15 protein-coding genes and 1 tRNA gene are annotated in these 16,675 nt (G+C 65.0%); 9 read left to right on the forward strand and 7 right to left on the reverse strand.

Going from position 1 to position 16,675, the window contains the following annotated elements:
• Window positions 1–15 precede the first annotated feature (15 nt).
• The 9 genes from murD (at window position 16) to lpxC (ending at window position 10,526) form a co-directional block, all read left to right on the forward strand.
• Window positions 16–1,395: a UDP-N-acetylmuramoyl-L-alanine--D-glutamate ligase gene (murD, locus tag KZO25_RS02065; protein ID WP_223135663.1), complete on the forward strand. Its 1,380-nt coding sequence runs from the start codon at window positions 16–18 to the stop codon at window positions 1,393–1,395.
• Window positions 1,392–2,612, forward strand: coding sequence for a putative lipid II flippase FtsW (ftsW, locus tag KZO25_RS02070; RefSeq protein ID WP_223135664.1), 1,221 nt, complete (start codon window positions 1,392–1,394; stop codon window positions 2,610–2,612). Before murD ends, ftsW begins: the two co-directional genes overlap by 4 nt.
• 29 nt (window positions 2,613–2,641) lie before the next feature.
• Window positions 2,642–3,697: an undecaprenyldiphospho-muramoylpentapeptide beta-N-acetylglucosaminyltransferase gene (gene murG / locus KZO25_RS02075; protein WP_262488789.1), complete on the forward strand. Its 1,056-nt coding sequence runs from the start codon at window positions 2,642–2,644 to the stop codon at window positions 3,695–3,697.
• Window positions 3,698–3,755: 58 nt separating this feature from the next.
• The gene (murC, locus tag KZO25_RS02080; protein WP_223135822.1) at window positions 3,756–5,168 is read left to right on the forward strand and encodes a UDP-N-acetylmuramate--L-alanine ligase; all 1,413 of its coding nucleotides are present in this window, start codon (window positions 3,756–3,758) and stop codon (window positions 5,166–5,168) included.
• Window positions 5,165–6,094 carry a D-alanine--D-alanine ligase gene (locus KZO25_RS02085; protein WP_223135666.1) on the forward strand — a complete coding sequence of 310 codons (930 nt, stop codon included), beginning with the start codon at window positions 5,165–5,167 and terminating at the stop codon, window positions 6,092–6,094. The genes murC and KZO25_RS02085 overlap by 4 nt, the downstream gene beginning before the upstream one ends.
• Entirely contained in the window at window positions 6,091–6,816 is a 726-nt protein-coding gene (locus KZO25_RS02090; protein ID WP_066444666.1) for a cell division protein FtsQ/DivIB, read from the forward strand. The genes KZO25_RS02085 and KZO25_RS02090 overlap by 4 nt, the downstream gene beginning before the upstream one ends.
• Before the next feature lie 198 nt (window positions 6,817–7,014).
• The gene (ftsA, locus tag KZO25_RS02095; protein ID WP_066444670.1) at window positions 7,015–8,298 is read left to right on the forward strand and encodes a cell division protein FtsA; all 1,284 of its coding nucleotides are present in this window, start codon (window positions 7,015–7,017) and stop codon (window positions 8,296–8,298) included.
• A 34-nt stretch (window positions 8,299–8,332) separates the two neighbouring features.
• A complete protein-coding gene (ftsZ, locus tag KZO25_RS02100) occupies window positions 8,333–9,502 on the forward strand; it encodes a cell division protein FtsZ (protein WP_066444681.1) in 1,170 nt (389 codons plus the stop codon).
• Window positions 9,503–9,614: 112 nt separating this feature from the next.
• On the forward strand, window positions 9,615–10,526 hold the full coding sequence (lpxC, locus tag KZO25_RS02105) for a UDP-3-O-acyl-N-acetylglucosamine deacetylase (RefSeq protein ID WP_066444683.1): 912 nt from the start codon (window positions 9,615–9,617) through the stop codon (window positions 10,524–10,526).
• 70 nt (window positions 10,527–10,596) lie between these two features.
• Here the strand turns inward: lpxC and bioA are convergent, their stop codons facing one another.
• From bioA to bioB, 7 genes are all read right to left on the reverse strand, one after another.
• Window positions 10,597–11,862: an adenosylmethionine--8-amino-7-oxononanoate transaminase gene (gene bioA / locus KZO25_RS02110; protein WP_223135667.1), complete on the reverse strand. Its 1,266-nt coding sequence runs from the start codon at window positions 11,860–11,862 to the stop codon at window positions 10,597–10,599.
• Window positions 11,863–12,009: 147 nt separating this feature from the next.
• Window positions 12,010–12,094 (reverse strand) — tRNA-Leu (locus tag KZO25_RS02115).
• Window positions 12,095–12,138: 44 nt separating this feature from the next.
• Entirely contained in the window at window positions 12,139–12,840 is a 702-nt protein-coding gene (gene bioD, locus KZO25_RS02120) for a dethiobiotin synthase (protein WP_223135668.1), read from the reverse strand.
• Window positions 12,841–12,845: 5 nt separating this feature from the next.
• Window positions 12,846–13,640 carry a methyltransferase domain-containing protein gene (locus KZO25_RS02125; RefSeq protein ID WP_066444691.1) on the reverse strand — a complete coding sequence of 265 codons (795 nt, stop codon included), beginning with the start codon at window positions 13,638–13,640 and terminating at the stop codon, window positions 12,846–12,848.
• Entirely contained in the window at window positions 13,637–14,389 is a 753-nt protein-coding gene (locus KZO25_RS02130; protein WP_223135669.1) for an alpha/beta fold hydrolase, read from the reverse strand. Before KZO25_RS02130 ends, KZO25_RS02125 begins: the two co-directional genes overlap by 4 nt.
• Window positions 14,386–15,441 carry an 8-amino-7-oxononanoate synthase gene (bioF, locus tag KZO25_RS02135; RefSeq protein ID WP_223135670.1) on the reverse strand — a complete coding sequence of 352 codons (1,056 nt, stop codon included), beginning with the start codon at window positions 15,439–15,441 and terminating at the stop codon, window positions 14,386–14,388. The genes KZO25_RS02130 and bioF overlap by 4 nt, the downstream gene beginning before the upstream one ends.
• Before the next feature lie 113 nt (window positions 15,442–15,554).
• A complete protein-coding gene (bioB, locus tag KZO25_RS02140) occupies window positions 15,555–16,664 on the reverse strand; it encodes a biotin synthase BioB (protein WP_066446329.1) in 1,110 nt (369 codons plus the stop codon).
• Between the last annotated feature and the right edge of the window lie 11 nt (window positions 16,665–16,675).

A 16,675-nucleotide genomic window follows, 5' to 3' on the forward strand; every position in this document is an offset into this window, starting at 1 on the left:
GCACAGGAGGCGAGCATGCTGAAGGTGCCGAAGGGCATGACCCTGGTGGTCGGACTCGGTGTGTCCGGTCGCGCTATATGCCGACACCTGTCGCGGCAGGGCGTGCCCTACATGGTTGCCGACACCCGTGCCGTCCCTCCGAGTGTCGACGATTTTCATGCGGCCCATCCCGGGGTGGAGATTCACTGCGGTCCGTTGACATCGCTGGATCTGAGTGAGGTGGAAGAAGTGGTGCTCAGCCCGGGGGTGGATCCGCGCACGCCTGGGCTCGCCGAACTTGCCGGCCGAGTGCGCGATGCTACCGGGGAACCCCTGGTGGTCGGCGAGATTGCGCTCTTCGTGCGCGCCTGTCGTGCGCCGATCGCCGCCATCACCGGCTCCAATGCCAAGTCCACCGTCACCACACTGCTCGGCGAGATGGCCCTGGAGTCGGGCCGGCGCGTGGCGGTGGGCGGCAACCTGGGTACGCCGGCACTGGACCTGCTCGATGACGAGCCGAATGCCGACTGCTATGTACTGGAGCTTTCCAGCTTCCAACTGGAAACCACGCCGCGCCTGGGGGCCGAGACCGCTGCCTTTCTCAATCTCTCCGAGGATCATCTTGACCGGCATGGCGACATGGCGGGCTATCGTGACGCCAAGCTGGGTATCTTCCGGGGTGCCCGGCACGGCGTGATCAATGCCGACGACCCCATGACCCGACCGCTGGAGCGTCTGCCGGCACAGGACAGCTTTACCACCCAGGCGCCCCAGGACGGTGAATGGGGCATCGCCATTCATGAGGGCGGCGACTGGCTGATGCACGGCGAGACGCCGCTCATGCCGGTGCGCGAGATGCGCCTGGCAGGCCGGCACAATCACGCCAATGCGCTGGCTGCCCTGGCCATGGGGCATCGCCTGGAGTTCCCGATGGCGGCCATGTGCCGAGTGCTGCGCCGCTTTTCCGGTCTGCCGCACCGCGGGGAGGTGATCGCCGAGGTTGATGGCGTGCGCTGGATCAACGACTCCAAGGGGACCAATGTCGGTGCCGCCCTTGCTGCCATAGCGGGCCTGGGACCGACCCTGGAGGGCAAGCTGATCCTGCTGGCAGGAGGCATGGGGAAAGGGGCCGACTTTGGCCCGCTGGCTGAACCCCTTGCCCGGTACGGCCGCGAAGCGATGCTCTTCGGCCTGGATGCCGAGCGCCTCGAAAAGGCGCTGCGGGGCAGCGTGAGTCTCACCCTGGTCGACGACCTTGAGGCGGCCATGGCCCGGGCGCAGGCAATCGCCGAGCCGGGAGACTGCGTACTGCTGTCGCCGGCCTGCGCCAGTCTCGATCAGTTCGCCAACTATCAGGAGCGCGGAGAAGTCTTTCGTCGCTGGGTCTGTCGCCTTGCCGCGGAGGCTCCCCTGTGACCCGGTTCGCCAGACTTCGCCAGCAACTTTCCACCCAGGACCAGCCCTTCGATGGCTGGCTGGCGTTTGCCGCCATTGCGCTGATGCTGATTGGCTGGGTGATGGTGACGTCGGCCTCCACCGAAGTGGCCGCCGGGTTGACCGGAAACCCGTGGTACTTCAGTCAGCGCCATGCGCTGTTCGTGGTTCTGGCCCTGGTGGCAGCCGGCTTTACGCTGCGCTCGCCGCTGGCCTGGTGGCGTGCCAACGGTCCCTTTCTGCTGCTGGTCAGTATTGTACTGCTGGTGCTGGTGCTCTTCGTCGGCCGCGAGGTCAACGGCAGCCGGCGCTGGCTCTCTATCCCGGGAATACCCTTCAACCTGCAGGTGTCGGAAGTCGCCAAGCTGTGCCTGATTGCCTACATGGCCGGCTACCTGGAGCGATTCCTGCCTCAGGTTCGACGTTACTGGGGCGCCTTCCTGCGGCCGCTGCTGGTAATGGGCATCATTGCCGTGCTGCTGATTCTCGAGCCTGACTATGGTGCCGTAGTGGTCATGACCGCCTGCGTCATGGGTATGCTGCTGATGGCCGGAGCCCCTTGGGTCCGTTTCGTGCTGATCCTCGGCGCCGTCGGGGTGCTGGGCTTCTACGTCGCCATCGCCGAGCCCTATCGCCTGGCTCGCCTGACCAGTTTTTCCGATCCCTGGGCGGACCAGTTCGCCAGCGGTTACCAGTTGACCCAGGCACTCATCGCCTACGGCCGCGGGCACTGGCTGGGTATGGGGCTGGGCAACAGCGTACAGAAGCTCTTCTACCTGCCCGAGGCCCACACCGATTTCGTATTCGCCGTGCTGGCCGAGGAACTGGGGCTGTTCGGTGCGCTCGGCGTGGTTGGGCTTTTTGCCCTGTTGATCTACCGCGCCATGGCCGTGGGGCGGCGTGCCGAACTCGCCGGCATGGCGTTTGCGGCCTACCTCAGCTACGGCATAGCGCTGGTGGTAGGCGCCCAGGCCTTTATCAATATTGCCGTCAGCACCGGCATGCTGCCCACCAAGGGCTTGACATTGCCCCTGTTGAGCTACGGCGGCTCGAGCCTGCTGATCAGCGCAATGATGGTGGCGCTGCTGCTGCGTGCCGATATCGAGACGCGATTGGCGCAGCGAAGGGCGAAGCCCGTGGTACATCGTGAGGCAACGGTCAGGCGCCGGGCGCTGGAAGCAGAGGGGGTCGGCAAGTGAGCATGACGAAGCCAAGGCGAGTTTTGATCATGGCAGGGGGCACCGGAGGGCACGTCATACCCGCCCTGTCACTGGCAAAAGGGCTGCAGGAGAAGGGCGTGGAGGTCCACTGGCTGGGTAGCCCTCGCGGAATCGAGAACCGTCTGGTGCCTGCAGCCGATATTCCGCTCAACCGCATTTCGGTGGCCGGGCTGCGCGGCAATGGTGTGGTCGGCTGGCTGCTGGCCCCCTTCAACCTCACCCGTTCCATATGGCAGGCTGGCCGTATCCTGAGTCGGCTCGATCCGCAACTGGTGGTAGGACTCGGTGGTTTTGCCAGCGGCCCTGGCGGTTTAGCCGCCTGGCTGATGCGACGACCGCTGATCATCCATGAGCAGAATGCCGTGGCGGGATTGACCAATAGAGCCTTGGCACGGTTGTCAAAACGGGTTTATGCCGCCTTCGATGCGGCATTCCCCGGTCGTGCCGAGGTAATCGGCAACCCGGTGCGTGCGGACATCGCCGCCCTGGGCGCGGCCCCACGGGGTGCCGATACGATGTCTGGGCGGCCCCTGCGGCTGCTTGTGGTCGGCGGTTCGCTGGGGGCCCTGGCGCTGAACCAGCGGGTACCCGAGGGCCTGGCCCGACTGCCGGAGGCCCAGCGGCCCGTGGTGCGACACCAGGCCGGCCGCGACAAGGTGACGGCCACCCGGGAGGCGTATGCCAGGCAGGGAGTGGAGGCCGAGGTGAGCGACTTCATCGATGACATGGCGGCGGCCTACGACTGGGCCGACCTGGTGGTATGTCGTGCCGGGGCTTTGACCGTATCCGAGCTGGCGGCCGCCGCCAAGCCGGCGCTGTTCGTGCCACTGCCCCATGCGGTCGATGACCATCAGACCGCCAATGCTCGTGCCCTGGTCGCAGCAGGGGCGGCCGAACTGTTGCCGCAACACGACATGACTGCAGTGTCTCTCGCCGAGCGCCTGATGACACTGCTGCAACCCGATATCCTGGCCACCATGGCGCATCGCTCCCGGGCATGTGCATATCTCGATGCCGTCGAGCGACTGGTGGCCGGTTGCATGGAGACAGCACTTGAGCGATAGCACCCTGAGGCCGGTTCCCGGTCAGGCAACGCTGCCACGCCATGGGCGAGGCCTTGGCATGCGCCGTATCCGACGCATCCATTTCGTGGGCATTGGTGGTGCCGGCATGTGCGGCATTGCCGAAGTGCTTGCCAACCAGGGCTACCAGGTCAGCGGCAGCGATCTCAAGGCCTCGCCGGTGGTGGAAAGGCTGCGGGAGCTGGGCATCCAGGTCGCCATTGGTCACGCCGCCGAGAACGTGATGAGCGCCGACGTGGTGGTGGTCTCCACCGCGGTGGACGAGTCCAACCCCGAGATCCTGTGGGCCCATGAGCACCGTCTTCCCGTGGTACGGCGTGCCGAGATGCTGGCCGAGCTGATGCGCTTTCGACACGGCATCGCGGTTGCCGGGACCCATGGCAAGACCACGACCACCAGCCTCACGGCAACGCTGCTTGGCGAAGGAGGGCTGGACCCGACCTTCGTAATCGGCGGACGGCTGACCAGCGCCGGAACCAATGCCCGACTGGGGGAGGGGGACTATCTGGTGGCCGAGGCAGACGAATCCGATGCCTCATTTCTTCATCTTCAGCCGATGGTGTCGATCGTCACCAATATCGATGCTGACCATATGAGTACCTATGGTGGCGACTTCGAGCGTCTGAAGAGCACGTTCATCGAATTCCTGCACAACCTGCCCTTCTATGGGCTGGCCATCCTGTGTATCGACGATGAGCATGTGCGCGGGATGCTTGATCGGGTCCACCGCCAGTTTGTCACCTATGGCTTCAGCGAGGAGGCCGACTACCGTATCGTCGACTTCGCTCAGGAGGGTGGCGAGGTGCGTTTCACGGCACTGCGCCCCGATGGACTGGCCCCGTTGGCGGTTCGCCTGGCGATGCCGGGTCGTCACAATGCGCTCAATGCCCTGGCTGCCATTGTGGTGGCCACCGATGCCGGCGTCGATGACGGCGCCATCCTGCGGGGGCTGGCCGGCTTTGCCGGCGTGGGGCGTCGCTTCCAGGTTCATGGCCACTTTGCCCCGCCCTGCGGTGAGGGAGAGGTCATGCTGGTGGATGACTATGGGCACCATCCGCGGGAAGTGGAGATGGTCATACGTGCGGTTCGCGCAGGTTGGCCCAAGCGCCGCCTGGTAATGGTCTACCAGCCCCACCGTTATACCCGCACCCGTGATCTGTACGAGGATTTCGTCAAGGTGCTCAGTGGTGTCGACACGCTGCTGCTGCTGGATGTCTACAGTGCTGGAGAAGCCCCGATTCCCGGGGCCGATGGTCGAACACTGGCGGGATCGCTTCGTCAGCGAGGGGGCCTCGACCCGATCTTCGTGCAGCACAAGTCGGAGCTGCCCGAGCTGCTGGCGCGGGTGCTCCGCCCCGGGGATATCCTGATCACCCAGGGGGCCGGGGACGTGGGCGGCATCGCCCTGGGCCTGGCAACGAGTGGGCTCAAGCTCGATGAGGTGTCGCTATGATCTCGGTAAGCGATTTTGGGCGTGTGGCGGTGCTCTACGGTGGAGAGTCCGCCGAGCGGGAGGTGTCGCTCAGGAGCGGCGCGGCGGTGCTGGGGGCTCTGGAGCGAAGCGGCGTCGATGTCATCGGTTACGATCCCGCGGATGGCGGGCTGGTCGGGCTCGAGGCGCTGGCTCCCGATCGCGTCTTCATTGCCTTGCATGGTCGTGGCGGCGAGGATGGCACGCTCCAGGGCGCGCTGGAACTGCTGGGCATTCCCTATACCGGCAGCGGCGTGCTGGCCTCTGCCCTGGGCATGGACAAGCGGTTGACCAAGCAGGTCTGGCAGTCGGTGGGCCTGCCGACGCCGGAGTCGCTGATGCTCGAGCCGGACGCCGACTGGGACGATGTGATCGCACGGCTGGGCCTGCCGCTGATCGTCAAGCCTGTCCATGAAGGGTCGACGCTGGGTATTGGAATCGTTGACAGCCGAGAGGCCCTGGTGGCCGCCTACCGGGATGCCGCCCGCTACGACGCACGGGTAATGGCCGAGCGCTTTATCGCCGGAGAGGAGTATACGGTCTCGTTGCTGAATGAGACGGTACTCCCGGCCATTCGCGTCGAGGTGCCCGGCGGCTTTTACGACTATGACGCCAAGTACATTTCCAACGACACGCTCTATCATCTGCCCTGCGGACTGGCCGCCCATGAGGAGGCTGAGCTGGGTGAGCTCTGTCGCCAGGCCTTCGATGCCATAGGCGGGGAAGGCTGGGGGCGGGTCGATGTCATGCGCGATGCAGACGGACGCTTCTGGCTGATCGAGGTCAACACTTCGCCGGGCATGACCGACCACAGCCTGGTGCCGCAGGCGGCGGCCCACGCTGGCATCGATTTCGATACCCTGGTGTGTCGGATCCTGGCTGCTACGCTGACGAACGGGCGAACATGAACAAGCGCGGCTCGCTGACCGGATTGCTGTTGTTGCTGATTCTGCTAGGGGCCGGCGGCCGCGCGCTCTGGACCTGGCTCGACCGTCCGATCGAGCGGGTTTCAATTCGTGGCGACCTCAGCCATGTCAACGCCGATTACCTGCGCTCGCAGCTGGCGCCCCTGGTTCAGGGGGAGACCTGGCTATCGGCGGACCTTCCGGCACTGCGCCGGCGAGCAAGGGCGGTGGATTGGCTGGCGGAGGTCCGTGTGGCTCGAGAGTGGCCCTATGCGCTGGCCTTCGAGCTGGTCGAGCAGGTGCCGGTGGCCCGCTGGAACGACGACTACCTGCTCAACCCGGAGGGCGAGCCCTTCGCCTTTGCGCCGGTGGTTCCTCCTTCCGGCCTGCCCGACCTCGCGGGTCCCGTCGGCAGCGGGGCTGAAGTGCTGGCGTATCATGACCGGCTGGTTCCGCGCTTCGACGCGCTGGGACTTAACATCAGCCAGCTCAGGCTCGAGCCACGCGGCGCCTGGCGACTGCAGCTCGACGATGGGGTCTGGGTCATGCTGGGTCGCAGCGATCGTGAAGCACGCCTGGCCCGTCTGGGAGCCGCCTGGCAGCGGCAGTTGGGTCAGCAGGCCGAGCATATACGCTATATCGACCTGCGTTATCCCAATGGTGTTGCAGTGGCATGGCACGGTGAAACGGATATCGAGGCAGCGGAAAGTGATGATGCAGGTTGAGGCCTTTTTTGAATGCTTGGCTACAGGATTCGAACGAAACCGGTGTTCCTTTTGCGAGAAATAACCCGTATCGTGAGCGCAGTTTTACGTATTGGACTGGTGGTTTAACGCTAGTTGTTCCTATAATGGGCGCAATGACCATTTAAAACAGAATAGTGGAATTCTCAGCGGGTCAAGTTTTAGGAGATACCCCGGCGCATGGCAGTCACTTCCAATTCATCTAGCATGGTAGTCGGACTGGATATCGGAACATCCAAGGTGGTGGCGATTGTCGGACAGCCAACCGATGATGGCGGTATCGAGATCGCAGGCATCGGCTCTCATCCCTCTCGGGGCATGAAGAAGGGCGTCGTGATCAATATCGAATCTACGGTGCAGTCAATTCAGCGTGCCGTGGAAGAGGCCGAATTGATGGCCGGCTGCGATATCCATTCGGTCTATGTGGGGGTCGCCGGCAGTCATATCAGCTCGATGAATTCCGATGGCGTGGTCGCGATAAAAGATCGCGAAGTCATGTCGACCGATATCGACCGCGTTATTGATTCGGCAAGGGCAAGGGCAATATCGGAAGGGCAGCGAGTCCTGCACGTATTGCCCCAGGAATTTTCCATCGACACCCAGGGTGGTATTCGCGAGCCGCTGGGCATGTCCGGTGTTCGACTCGAGGCGCGCGTCCATTTGGTGACCGCGGCACTCAACGCGGTTCAGAATATCGACAAGTGCGTTCGTCGCTGTGGGCTGGAGGTGGATGCCATCATTCTCGAACAGCTCGCCTCCAGCATGGCGGTGCTTACCGAGGATGAGCGGGAACTCGGCGTCTGCATGGTGGACATCGGCGGTGGCACCACCGATATCGCCGTCTTCACCGAGGGCGCCATACGCCATACGGCGGTGATACCCATTGCCGGCGACCAGGTTACCAACGACATTGCCATGGCGCTGAGAACGCCGACCCAGTACGCTGAGGAAATCAAGGTCAAGTACGCCTGTGCCTTGACGCAGCTGGCCTCCAGCGACGAAATGATCAAGGTGCCCAGTGTCGGCGACCGTCCGGCAAGGGATCTTTCCCGCCAGGCGTTGGCAGAGGTGGTCGAGCCACGCTACGAGGAGCTGTTCACACTGATTCGTGACGAGCTGCGCCGCAGTGGCTTTGAGGATCTGGTGGCGGCTGGCGTGGTATTGACGGGCGGAACGTCGCGGATGGAGGGCGTGGTAGAGCTGGCCGAGGAGATATTCCATATGCCGGTACGCATTGCCTGCCCCCTGAACGTGCGAGGCCTGGCGGATGTGGTTCGCAACCCGATTTATTCGACGGGCGTTGGTTTGTTACATTACGCCCTTCAGGAGGTGCGGAACGGGCGGGGGCGCGAAGGCAAATTGGTCGCGGCACAGCCTGGGCGTGATGACGTCTCCCGGCGTGGAGTAATGGAAGGGATTCCGGCGCTGGCAAGAATCAAGGGCTGGTTGAAAGGAAATTTCTGATTAGGGCCGCGGCGCGGTCCAGGAGACGGGGCTTATGTTCGAACTGGTAGATAGCGCACCCTCGAGCAGTGCGGTCATCAAGGTAGTCGGCGTGGGCGGTGGTGGTGGTAATGCCGTCAACCACATGGTCGAAAGCAATATCGAAGGTGTGGAATTCATCTGCGCCAATACTGACGCCCAGGCGCTCAAGCGGGTGTCGGCGAAAACCGTGCTCCAGCTCGGTGGCGAGATCACCAAGGGCCTGGGCGCGGGTGCCAATCCCGAGGTCGGCCGTCAGGCCGCCATGGAGGATCGGGAGCGCATCGCCGACTTGATCCGTGGTGCCGATATGGTCTTCATTACGGCCGGCATGGGTGGCGGCACCGGCACCGGCGGTGCGCCGGTGGTTGCTCAGGTGGCAAAGGAACTGGGGATTCTCACCGTGGCCGTGGTGACGCGCCCCTTCCCGTTCGAAGGCCCCAAGCGCATGCGGGTTGCCGAGGAGGGCATGAAGGAGCTCTCCGAGCATGTCGACTCCCTGATCACCATCCCCAACGAGAAGCTGCTGTCGGTGCTGGGCAAGAACGCCAGCCTGCTGACGGCCTTCAGTGCTGCCAACGATGTGCTGCTGGGGGCGGTGCAGGGCATTGCCGAGCTGATCACCAGCCCCGGTATCATCAACGTCGACTTCGCGGACGTGCGCACCGTCATGTCCGAGATGGGGATGGCGATGATGGGTACGGGCGGTGCCACCGGCGAGAATCGCGCCCGCGAGGCCGCCGAGAAGGCGATTCGCAGCCCGTTGCTCGAGGATATCGACCTGCATGGCGCTCGCGGCATCCTGGTCAACATCACGGCCGGCCCGGATCTCTCCATCGGTGAATTCAACGATGTGGGCGCTACAGTCCAGGAGTTCGCCTCCCAGGATGCTACCATCGTGGTGGGTACCTCGATCGATATGGACATGACCGACGAACTGCGCGTCACCGTCGTGGCGGCGGGGTTGGAAGGGCGTCAGCAGAAAATGGCCGGTCGCGAGAGTAGCAAGCGCTCCGAGGGCAGCGAATATCGTCAGCGCGCTCAGCCGGCCATGCGTCAGCAAAGTGCAGCGGTCAAGTCAGAGCCTCAGGAGGCCCCGAAGCCGCAGCCCGAGAAGCGCCGCACGCCCCAGGAACTGGATGACTATCTCGACATCCCGGCCTTCCTGCGCCGTCAGGCCGATTGAGATCGGCTTGCTTCGCGATCTGGCAGGGTCAGGTGATGTTTTTTTGTTGAAACACTTGTTCGGTGTTATAGTGAACGGTGTTTGATAACTAACAACTGCCTGGCTACTGCCCATGATCAGACAACGCACCCTGCAAAACAGCATCCGCGCCACCGGCGTCGGACTCCATTCCGGCAAGAAGGTCTATCTGACGCTGCGCCCGGCACCGGTGAATACCGGTATCGTGTTCGTGCGCACCGACCTCGACCCGGAGGTTCAGGTTCCGGCTAGCGCCTCGCTGGTTACCGATACGACGCTGTGTACCGCGTTGTCACGGGACGGCGTCAAGGTCGCCACGGTTGAGCATCTGATGTCGGCCCTGGCGGGTCTGGGCATTGATAATGCCTACGTGGATGTTAGCGCTCCCGAAGTCCCGATCATGGATGGCAGTGCCGGCCCCTTTGTTTTCCTGATCCAGTCGGCGGGCATCGCCGAGCAGGAAGCGCCAAAGCAGTTTATTCGCATCAAGCGTGAAGTGCTGGTGCAGGAGGAGGGCAAGGAAGCGCGCTTCCTGCCCCATCAGGGTTTCAAGGTGTCGTTTGCCATCGAGTTCGATCACCCGGTCTTCGAAGACCAGAAGCAGACTGCCGTGGTGGATTTCTCCACCACCTCCTTCGTCAAGGAGGTATCCCGGGCACGTACCTTTGGCTTCATGCGTGATCTAGAGTACCTGCGGGCGAACAATCTGGCGCTGGGCGGAAGCCTCGACAACGCTATCGTGGTCGACGACTATCGCATCGTCAACGAGGGTGGCCTGCGCTACGAGGATGAGTTCGTCAAGCACAAGGTGCTTGATGCCATCGGTGATCTCTACCTGCTGGGCTATAGCCTTATCGGTGAGTTCCGCGGCATCAAGTCGGGCCATGCGCTGAACAACCAGCTCTGCCGTGCCCTGCTCGCTCAGCCCGACTGCTATGAGATCGTGACCTTCGAGAACGAGCGCGAGCTGTCGCCGATCTCCTACGCCCAGCCCGCCATGGCCTGACAGCCGGCAGTCTCTTCAGGCCAGGCATCACACAAGCGCCGCGCTCCGTGAGGAGTGCGGCGCTTGTGCATCAGGTGAACCAGGCTTTCATCACGGCGGTGATATGGCGCATGTCCTCTTCCGAGGTGATATAGGCCGGCATGGTATAGAGCCAGCGTCCGAAGGGTCGCAGCCAGACGCCCTGGCGGCGGGCGTACTCCGCGACGCCTTTCAGCGAGGCGGGATCCCGGACTTCGATCACGGCGGTGGCTCCCAGGGCGCGGACATCGGCAACCAGGGGGTGCGCGCGCAGGCGGGTGTCCAGCACCAGCTCCTCGCGCAGGATCCGATGAAGGACGGCGATCCGGTCCAGGTAGCGCTCCTCCTCGAAGATGGCGAGACTCTCCAGCGCGACCCGGCAGGCCAGCGGATTGCCCATGAAGGTGGGGCCGTGCATGAAAGCATGATCGGGGCTGTCGCCGATGAAGGCGTCATGCACCCGGTCCGTGGCCAGCGTCGCGGCATGGCCCAGGTAGCCGCCGGTCAGCCCCTTGGAGAGCACCATGATGTCCGGCGTAATACCGGCGTGGTCGGCGGCGAACAGTGTGCCCGTGCGGCCGAAGCCGGTCGCCACCTCGTCGAACACCAGCAGCACGTCGTACGCCTCGCATAGCGCCTGCGCGCCAACGAGATAGTGGGGGGAGGTCATGTTGAGGCCACCCGCCGCCTGCAGCAGCGGCTCCATCAGCAGGGCCGCAATCTCCTGATGATGACGCTCCAGCACCGCTTCGAGGCGGTCGAGATCGGCCTGGACCGAGGCCGGGTCGGCGTCGAAGGGTGCCGTGGGGGCAGGGGCGAAGTGGTGCCGGGGCAGGTAGCCGGCGAACAGTGAGTGCATGCCCTCCTCGGGGTCGCAGACCGCCATGCAGCCCGCCGTGTCGCCGTGATAGGCCTTCATCAGGGAGAGCAGCCGGTGCTTGCCGGGCTTGCCTCTCAACTGGTGATACTGCACCGCCATCTTCATGGCCACTTCCATGCCCACCGAGCCGCTGTCCGAGAAGAAGACATGGTTGAGACCCTCGGGGGTGACGCGAACGAGCTCCCCGGCCAGCCGATCGGCTGGCTCATGGCTCAGCCCGCCGAGCATGACATGGCACAGCTCGCCCGCCTGTTCGCGTATCGCCGCCACCAGGCGGGGGTGACCGTAGCCATGGATCATGCACCACCAGGAGCAGGTGGCGTCGAGCAGCCGTTCCCCGCTCTCCAGAGTGAAACGAGGTCCTTCGCCGCCGATTACCCTTGGCGCCGGCGACTGTGTCTTTAGATGGGCATAGGGGTGCCAGACGTGGGACATCAAATAGCCTCCGTTGGGTGGCGACGGACAGGAAGGGAGTGAGGGCAGGGGCGCGGGTTCAGGGCGGTACGGTGCCAGGCTACCAGGCACGCGAAATGCTTGCCTCGCAGTGCAAAGCAAAAAGAAATGAAGGAAATCAATGTATTGAAATGGTGCGGATGGGGAGACTTGAACTCCCACGCCCGAAGGCACCAGAACCTAAATCTGGCGTGTCTACCAATTCCACCACATCCGCAGGGTTGGGCAGGCGTCCACATTGTACGGACGCCCGCCGGCAAGTCAATCGTCATCGGGCAGCACGAGGCAGGTGGCGGCGGACTCGGGGCGTATCTGCTCATCGACGGCGTCCAGGCGTGGCAGTATGCCGAGACAGGGCCCGGGGAGGGTGCGCTCGAGGGTGTCCAGGCTCTCTTCATAGAGGGTCGTATCGGTGGCAAAGTTGGCGTCGAGCAGGTTGCCTATCCAGCCGGCGAGGCGCAGGCCATCGGCTTGGATCGCCTCCGCTGTCAGTCGCGCATGGCTGATGCAGCCAAGCTTCAGGCCGACGACGAGGATCACCGGTAGCTCGAGGCGCAGGGCCAGTCCCGAGAGGTCCTCGCTGTCGTTCAGCGGAACCCGCCACCCACCGGCACCTTCGATCAGGATCAGCTCCTGGAGGCCCTCCAGCAGCGGCTCGACATGGCTTTCCAGGGCCGTCAGGGTGACGACGCGGCCGTCCCGCCTTGCCGCCAGGTGAGGGGCGATGGCGGGCGCGAAGGCGAAGGGGTTGACGACGGCATAGGGCACGGCTGGCTCGCTGCGCGACTGCAGGGCAAGGGCATCGTCGTTGCGCAGCCCTGCTGAGGTGCGCCGGCAGCCCGAGGCGACGGGCTTCAGCCCCAGGGTGGTGAGGCCCTGGCGACGAGCCAGGGCCAGCAGGCCGGCGGTGGCCAGCGTCTTGCCGGCGTCGGTGTCGGTTCCGGTGACGAAATAGGCAGGCATTGTGCTCATTTCCTGTCGAGAATCAGCGTCAGGCGCGTGTAGCTCACCGGCAGGCCCCGGGGCTCGCGCAGGGACTCGTAGCGGCGCTGGGCTCGGGCCAGGTCGGCTCGGGTGAGGCAGGCGTCGGGGCGAGCAGTCTGAGCCCCGACGCCCTTGATGGATGCCGTTACCGCGGCCAGGTCCGGATAGAAGAACCGCTCGACTTTCTCCTCCAGCCGGACGCCGTCGAAGCCCGCCAGTTGCGCAGCGATCAGGTGGTGCTCGCGGGAGCGGAAGCCGAGCAGGGCGGAGGAGGACCAGGCATGGGCCACTTCGCCCAGGGTGCCCGGCCCCAGGGTGTTGATCAGAGCGCGGCCGCCTGGGCGCAGTACGCGTTGAATTTCCGACAGCACGACATCCAGGTCGGGGCACCACTGAATGGCCAGGTTGGAGAAGACGAGGTCCTGCGTCGCATTGTCCAGCGGCAGCGCGCCGGCATCGGCCTGGAGCCACCGAATGCACTCGCCATGGTCGTCGCGAGCCTTTGCGAGCATGCCGGGGGCCAGGTCGAGGCCGGTTACCCGGGCATTCTGCCCGTAGCGAGAGGCCAGGCGCGCGCTCCAGTGCCCTGGGCCGCAGCCGAGGTCGAGGATGGCTGCAGCACGCGAGGGCAGATGGCGCCAGAGCGTCTCGCCCATGGATAGCTGCGCTCCGGCCAGGATGGCATAGCGGGAAGCGGCGCGGGAGAATGCGTGAGCCACCCGGCTGCGCCAAGTGTCGGCTTCGACAGGGGTGATGACGACGTGAGCGGCCACCGTCATGACATTTCCTCCCTGCTGCCGGCGGTTTCGTTCCGGCCATTGCCAGCGTTCTGGGCGATATCTACCAGATGGTCTGCCAGCAGGTCTGGACGGGTGAGCATCGGACAGTGTCCTGTTGCGCTGAGTGTGACGTCGGCGGCGTGTCGCGAAGCGGGCGAGAGCAGGGGGTCCTGCTGACCTGCCATGCGCAGTACGCTGCAAGGGGGGGCGGCCAGTATAGGGGCAACATCGAGCGTGGCCAGTTGGGTGAGTCCCGTGGCCAGCGTCGAGTGGGATGCGCTGGGCTTTCTGCCGATAAGGTCCAGCAGCCGTCGGCGGGCTGTGCGTGGGTCGGGTTCGCCCTGAAGCTGCCAGCGCAGGAAGTGCTGCCAGGTCGCTTCCGGGCTGCGTGCGAAGGCTCTTCGGAAGGTGCCCAGTTCCTGCGGAGTGACACCCTCCATGTTGCAGAATCGGGGGCCGGTTCCCAGCATGACCAGGGTGCGTGGTGCAGACAGGTGCGCAAGCAGAGCGCAGGCAAGCAACCCGCCCAGCGACCAGCCGACCCAGATTGCATCGGCAGGAAGCGCCGCCGCCATCCGGCGACCAAGGCCGGCCAGGTCATCGGGGGCCAGCATTTCATCGAGCGCCTGACCGGCATAGCCCGGCCAGTCGGGTGTCGTCACCTCGACATCATCGGGCCAGTAGGGGGCAAGAGGCTGCCAGATCCGGGCATCGATGCCCCAGCCGGAGAGCAGTACCAGTTTCGTCATGCTGCACGCTCCGTCTGTTGAAGGCCGGCCAGGGCTTCCAGCAGGGCATCGAGGGTGTCGTGGGTATGTCGCGCACTGAGGGTGATACGCAGGCGCGCCTGGCCTTGCGGTACGGTGGGCGGTCGAATGGCGCCGACGAGAAAGCCGGCTTCCCGCAGCGCGGCGGCCCAGCGCAGGGTGCGAAGGCTCTCGCCCAGCAGCAGGGGCTGGATCGGCGTGTCGGAGTGGGCAAGGGGCAGCCCGAGCCGCTCGGCCTCATGGCGAAAATAGCGTACCAGGCTCAGCAGCCGGGCGCGTCGTTCGGGTTCGGCAGCGAGAATGTCCAGCGCCTTCAGGGTGGCGGCGGCCACTCCAGGGGGCTGGGCGGTGGTATAGACATAGGGACGAGCGAACTGGATCAGGTGGTCGATCAGTTCATGGCTGCCGGCGACGAAGGCACCGGCGGTGCCCAGGGCCTTGCCCAGGGTGCCGACCAGGATCGGCACCCCCGCGGCATCCTGGGCTCGTCCTGCACACCCTTCCCCGCGGTCGCCGAGGACACCCAGGCCATGGGCGTCATCGATCATCAGCCAGGCATCGTGTCGGGCGCTGACGACGGCCAGGCCCTCGATATCGGCCACGTCGCCATCCATGCTGAAGACCCCGTCGCTGATCACCAGCTTGAGGGTGTCGGACGGCAGCCGTGCAAGAAGGCGGTCAAGGTCATCCAGGTCTCGGTGGTGGAAGCGTCGCGACCGGGCACCGGCAAGGCGCGCGCCATCGAGCAGCGAGGCGTGATTGAGACGGTCCTGGAAGAGCTGGGTATTGCCATCGCAGAGCGCCTGCAAGGTGCCCAGGTTGGCCATGTAGCCGGTGGAGAAGAGCAGCGCCCGTGGCCGGCCGGTAAGCTCGGCCAGTCGCTGCTCCAGGGCCTCATGGACATCGAGGTGGCCGCTGACCAGGTGCGAGGCGCCGGCACCGGCACCGAAGCGCCTGGCGCCTTCGGCCTGGGCCTGGGCCAGGCGAGGGTCGCGGGCCAGGCCGAGATAGTCGTTGCCGGCGAAGTCATGCATGCCGCTGTCAGGCCCGTGCGTATCTCGCTGGCGCCAGAGCCCCTGGAGCCTGCGCTCCTGTGCTCGGGCAGCGAGCCGCCTGGACCAGGGGGACTGCTGGATCACGGCGCGCCTCAGGCCAGCGTGGCGTCGTAGGCGAGGGCATCGGCCCTGGACTGGCCCGTCTTGAGGGCCATGGCCGCTTCCAGGGTTTCCTGCTGGCGTGAGTCGTCCGTGCAGGTCTCGCGACGCTCCGGGTGCAGGCCGAGCTTGTCGAAAAGGGCGCGGTCGCGCTCCGCCTGGGGGTTGGCGGTGGTCAGCAGCCGCTCGCCGTAGAAGATGGAGTTGGCGCCGGCCAGGAAGGCCAGGGCCTGGGTGGACTCGCTCATCTGCTCGCGCCCGGCGGAGAGTCGCACGTGGCTCCTCGGCATCAGGATGCGGGCCACGGCGATGGCGCGGATGAAGACGATGGGATCGAGGTCCTCGACATCCTCCAGCGGCGTGCCGGGTACCTTGACCAGCATGTTGATGGGCACCGACTCAGGGTGCGGCTCCAGGCGGACCAACTGCTGCAGCAGGGCCGCCCGGTCACGGGGCGCCTCGCCCATGCCCAGTATCCCCCCGGAACAGACCTTCATGCCCGCTTCCCGCACGCTCGCCAGCGTCTCCAGCCGGTCGCCGTAGGTACGCGTGGTGATGATCTCGCCATAGTACTCCGGGGAGGTATCGAGGTTGTGGTTATAGTAGTCGAGCCCGGCGCCGGCCAGGCGCTTGGCCTGGTCGCTGTCCACCATGCCGAGGGTCATGCAGGTCTCGAGCCCCAGCGACTTGACCCGGCTGACCATCTCCATTACCACCTCGAGGTCCTTCTCCCGGGGGCTGCGCCAGGCGGCCCCCATGCAGAAGCGGCTCGCTCCGGCGTCGCGTGCCGCTCTGGCCTGTTCCACCACCTTCTCGATTTCCAGCAGTTTTTCCTTGTCGAGGTCGGTATTGTAATGTCCCGACTGGGGGCAGTACTTGCAGTCCTCGGGGCAGGCGCCGGTCTTGATCGACAGCAGGGTGGAGACCTGCACGGCGTTGGGGTCGAAATGGGCGCGGTGTACCTGTTGCGCCCGAAACAGCAGGTCGTTGAAGGGCAGGGCAAACAGCGCCTCGATTTCGGCCAGGGACCAGTCGTGGCGGACCTCGGGATTTCCGGCTAGGGTCTGCTCGGAGGGGCTGGGAGGATTAGGCGCTGAGGACATGATCAGACTCG

The sequence above is a fragment of the Halomonas sp. ANAO-440 genome (assembly GCF_019915905.1).
GTDB lineage: Bacteria > Pseudomonadota > Gammaproteobacteria > Pseudomonadales > Halomonadaceae > Halomonas > Halomonas chromatireducens.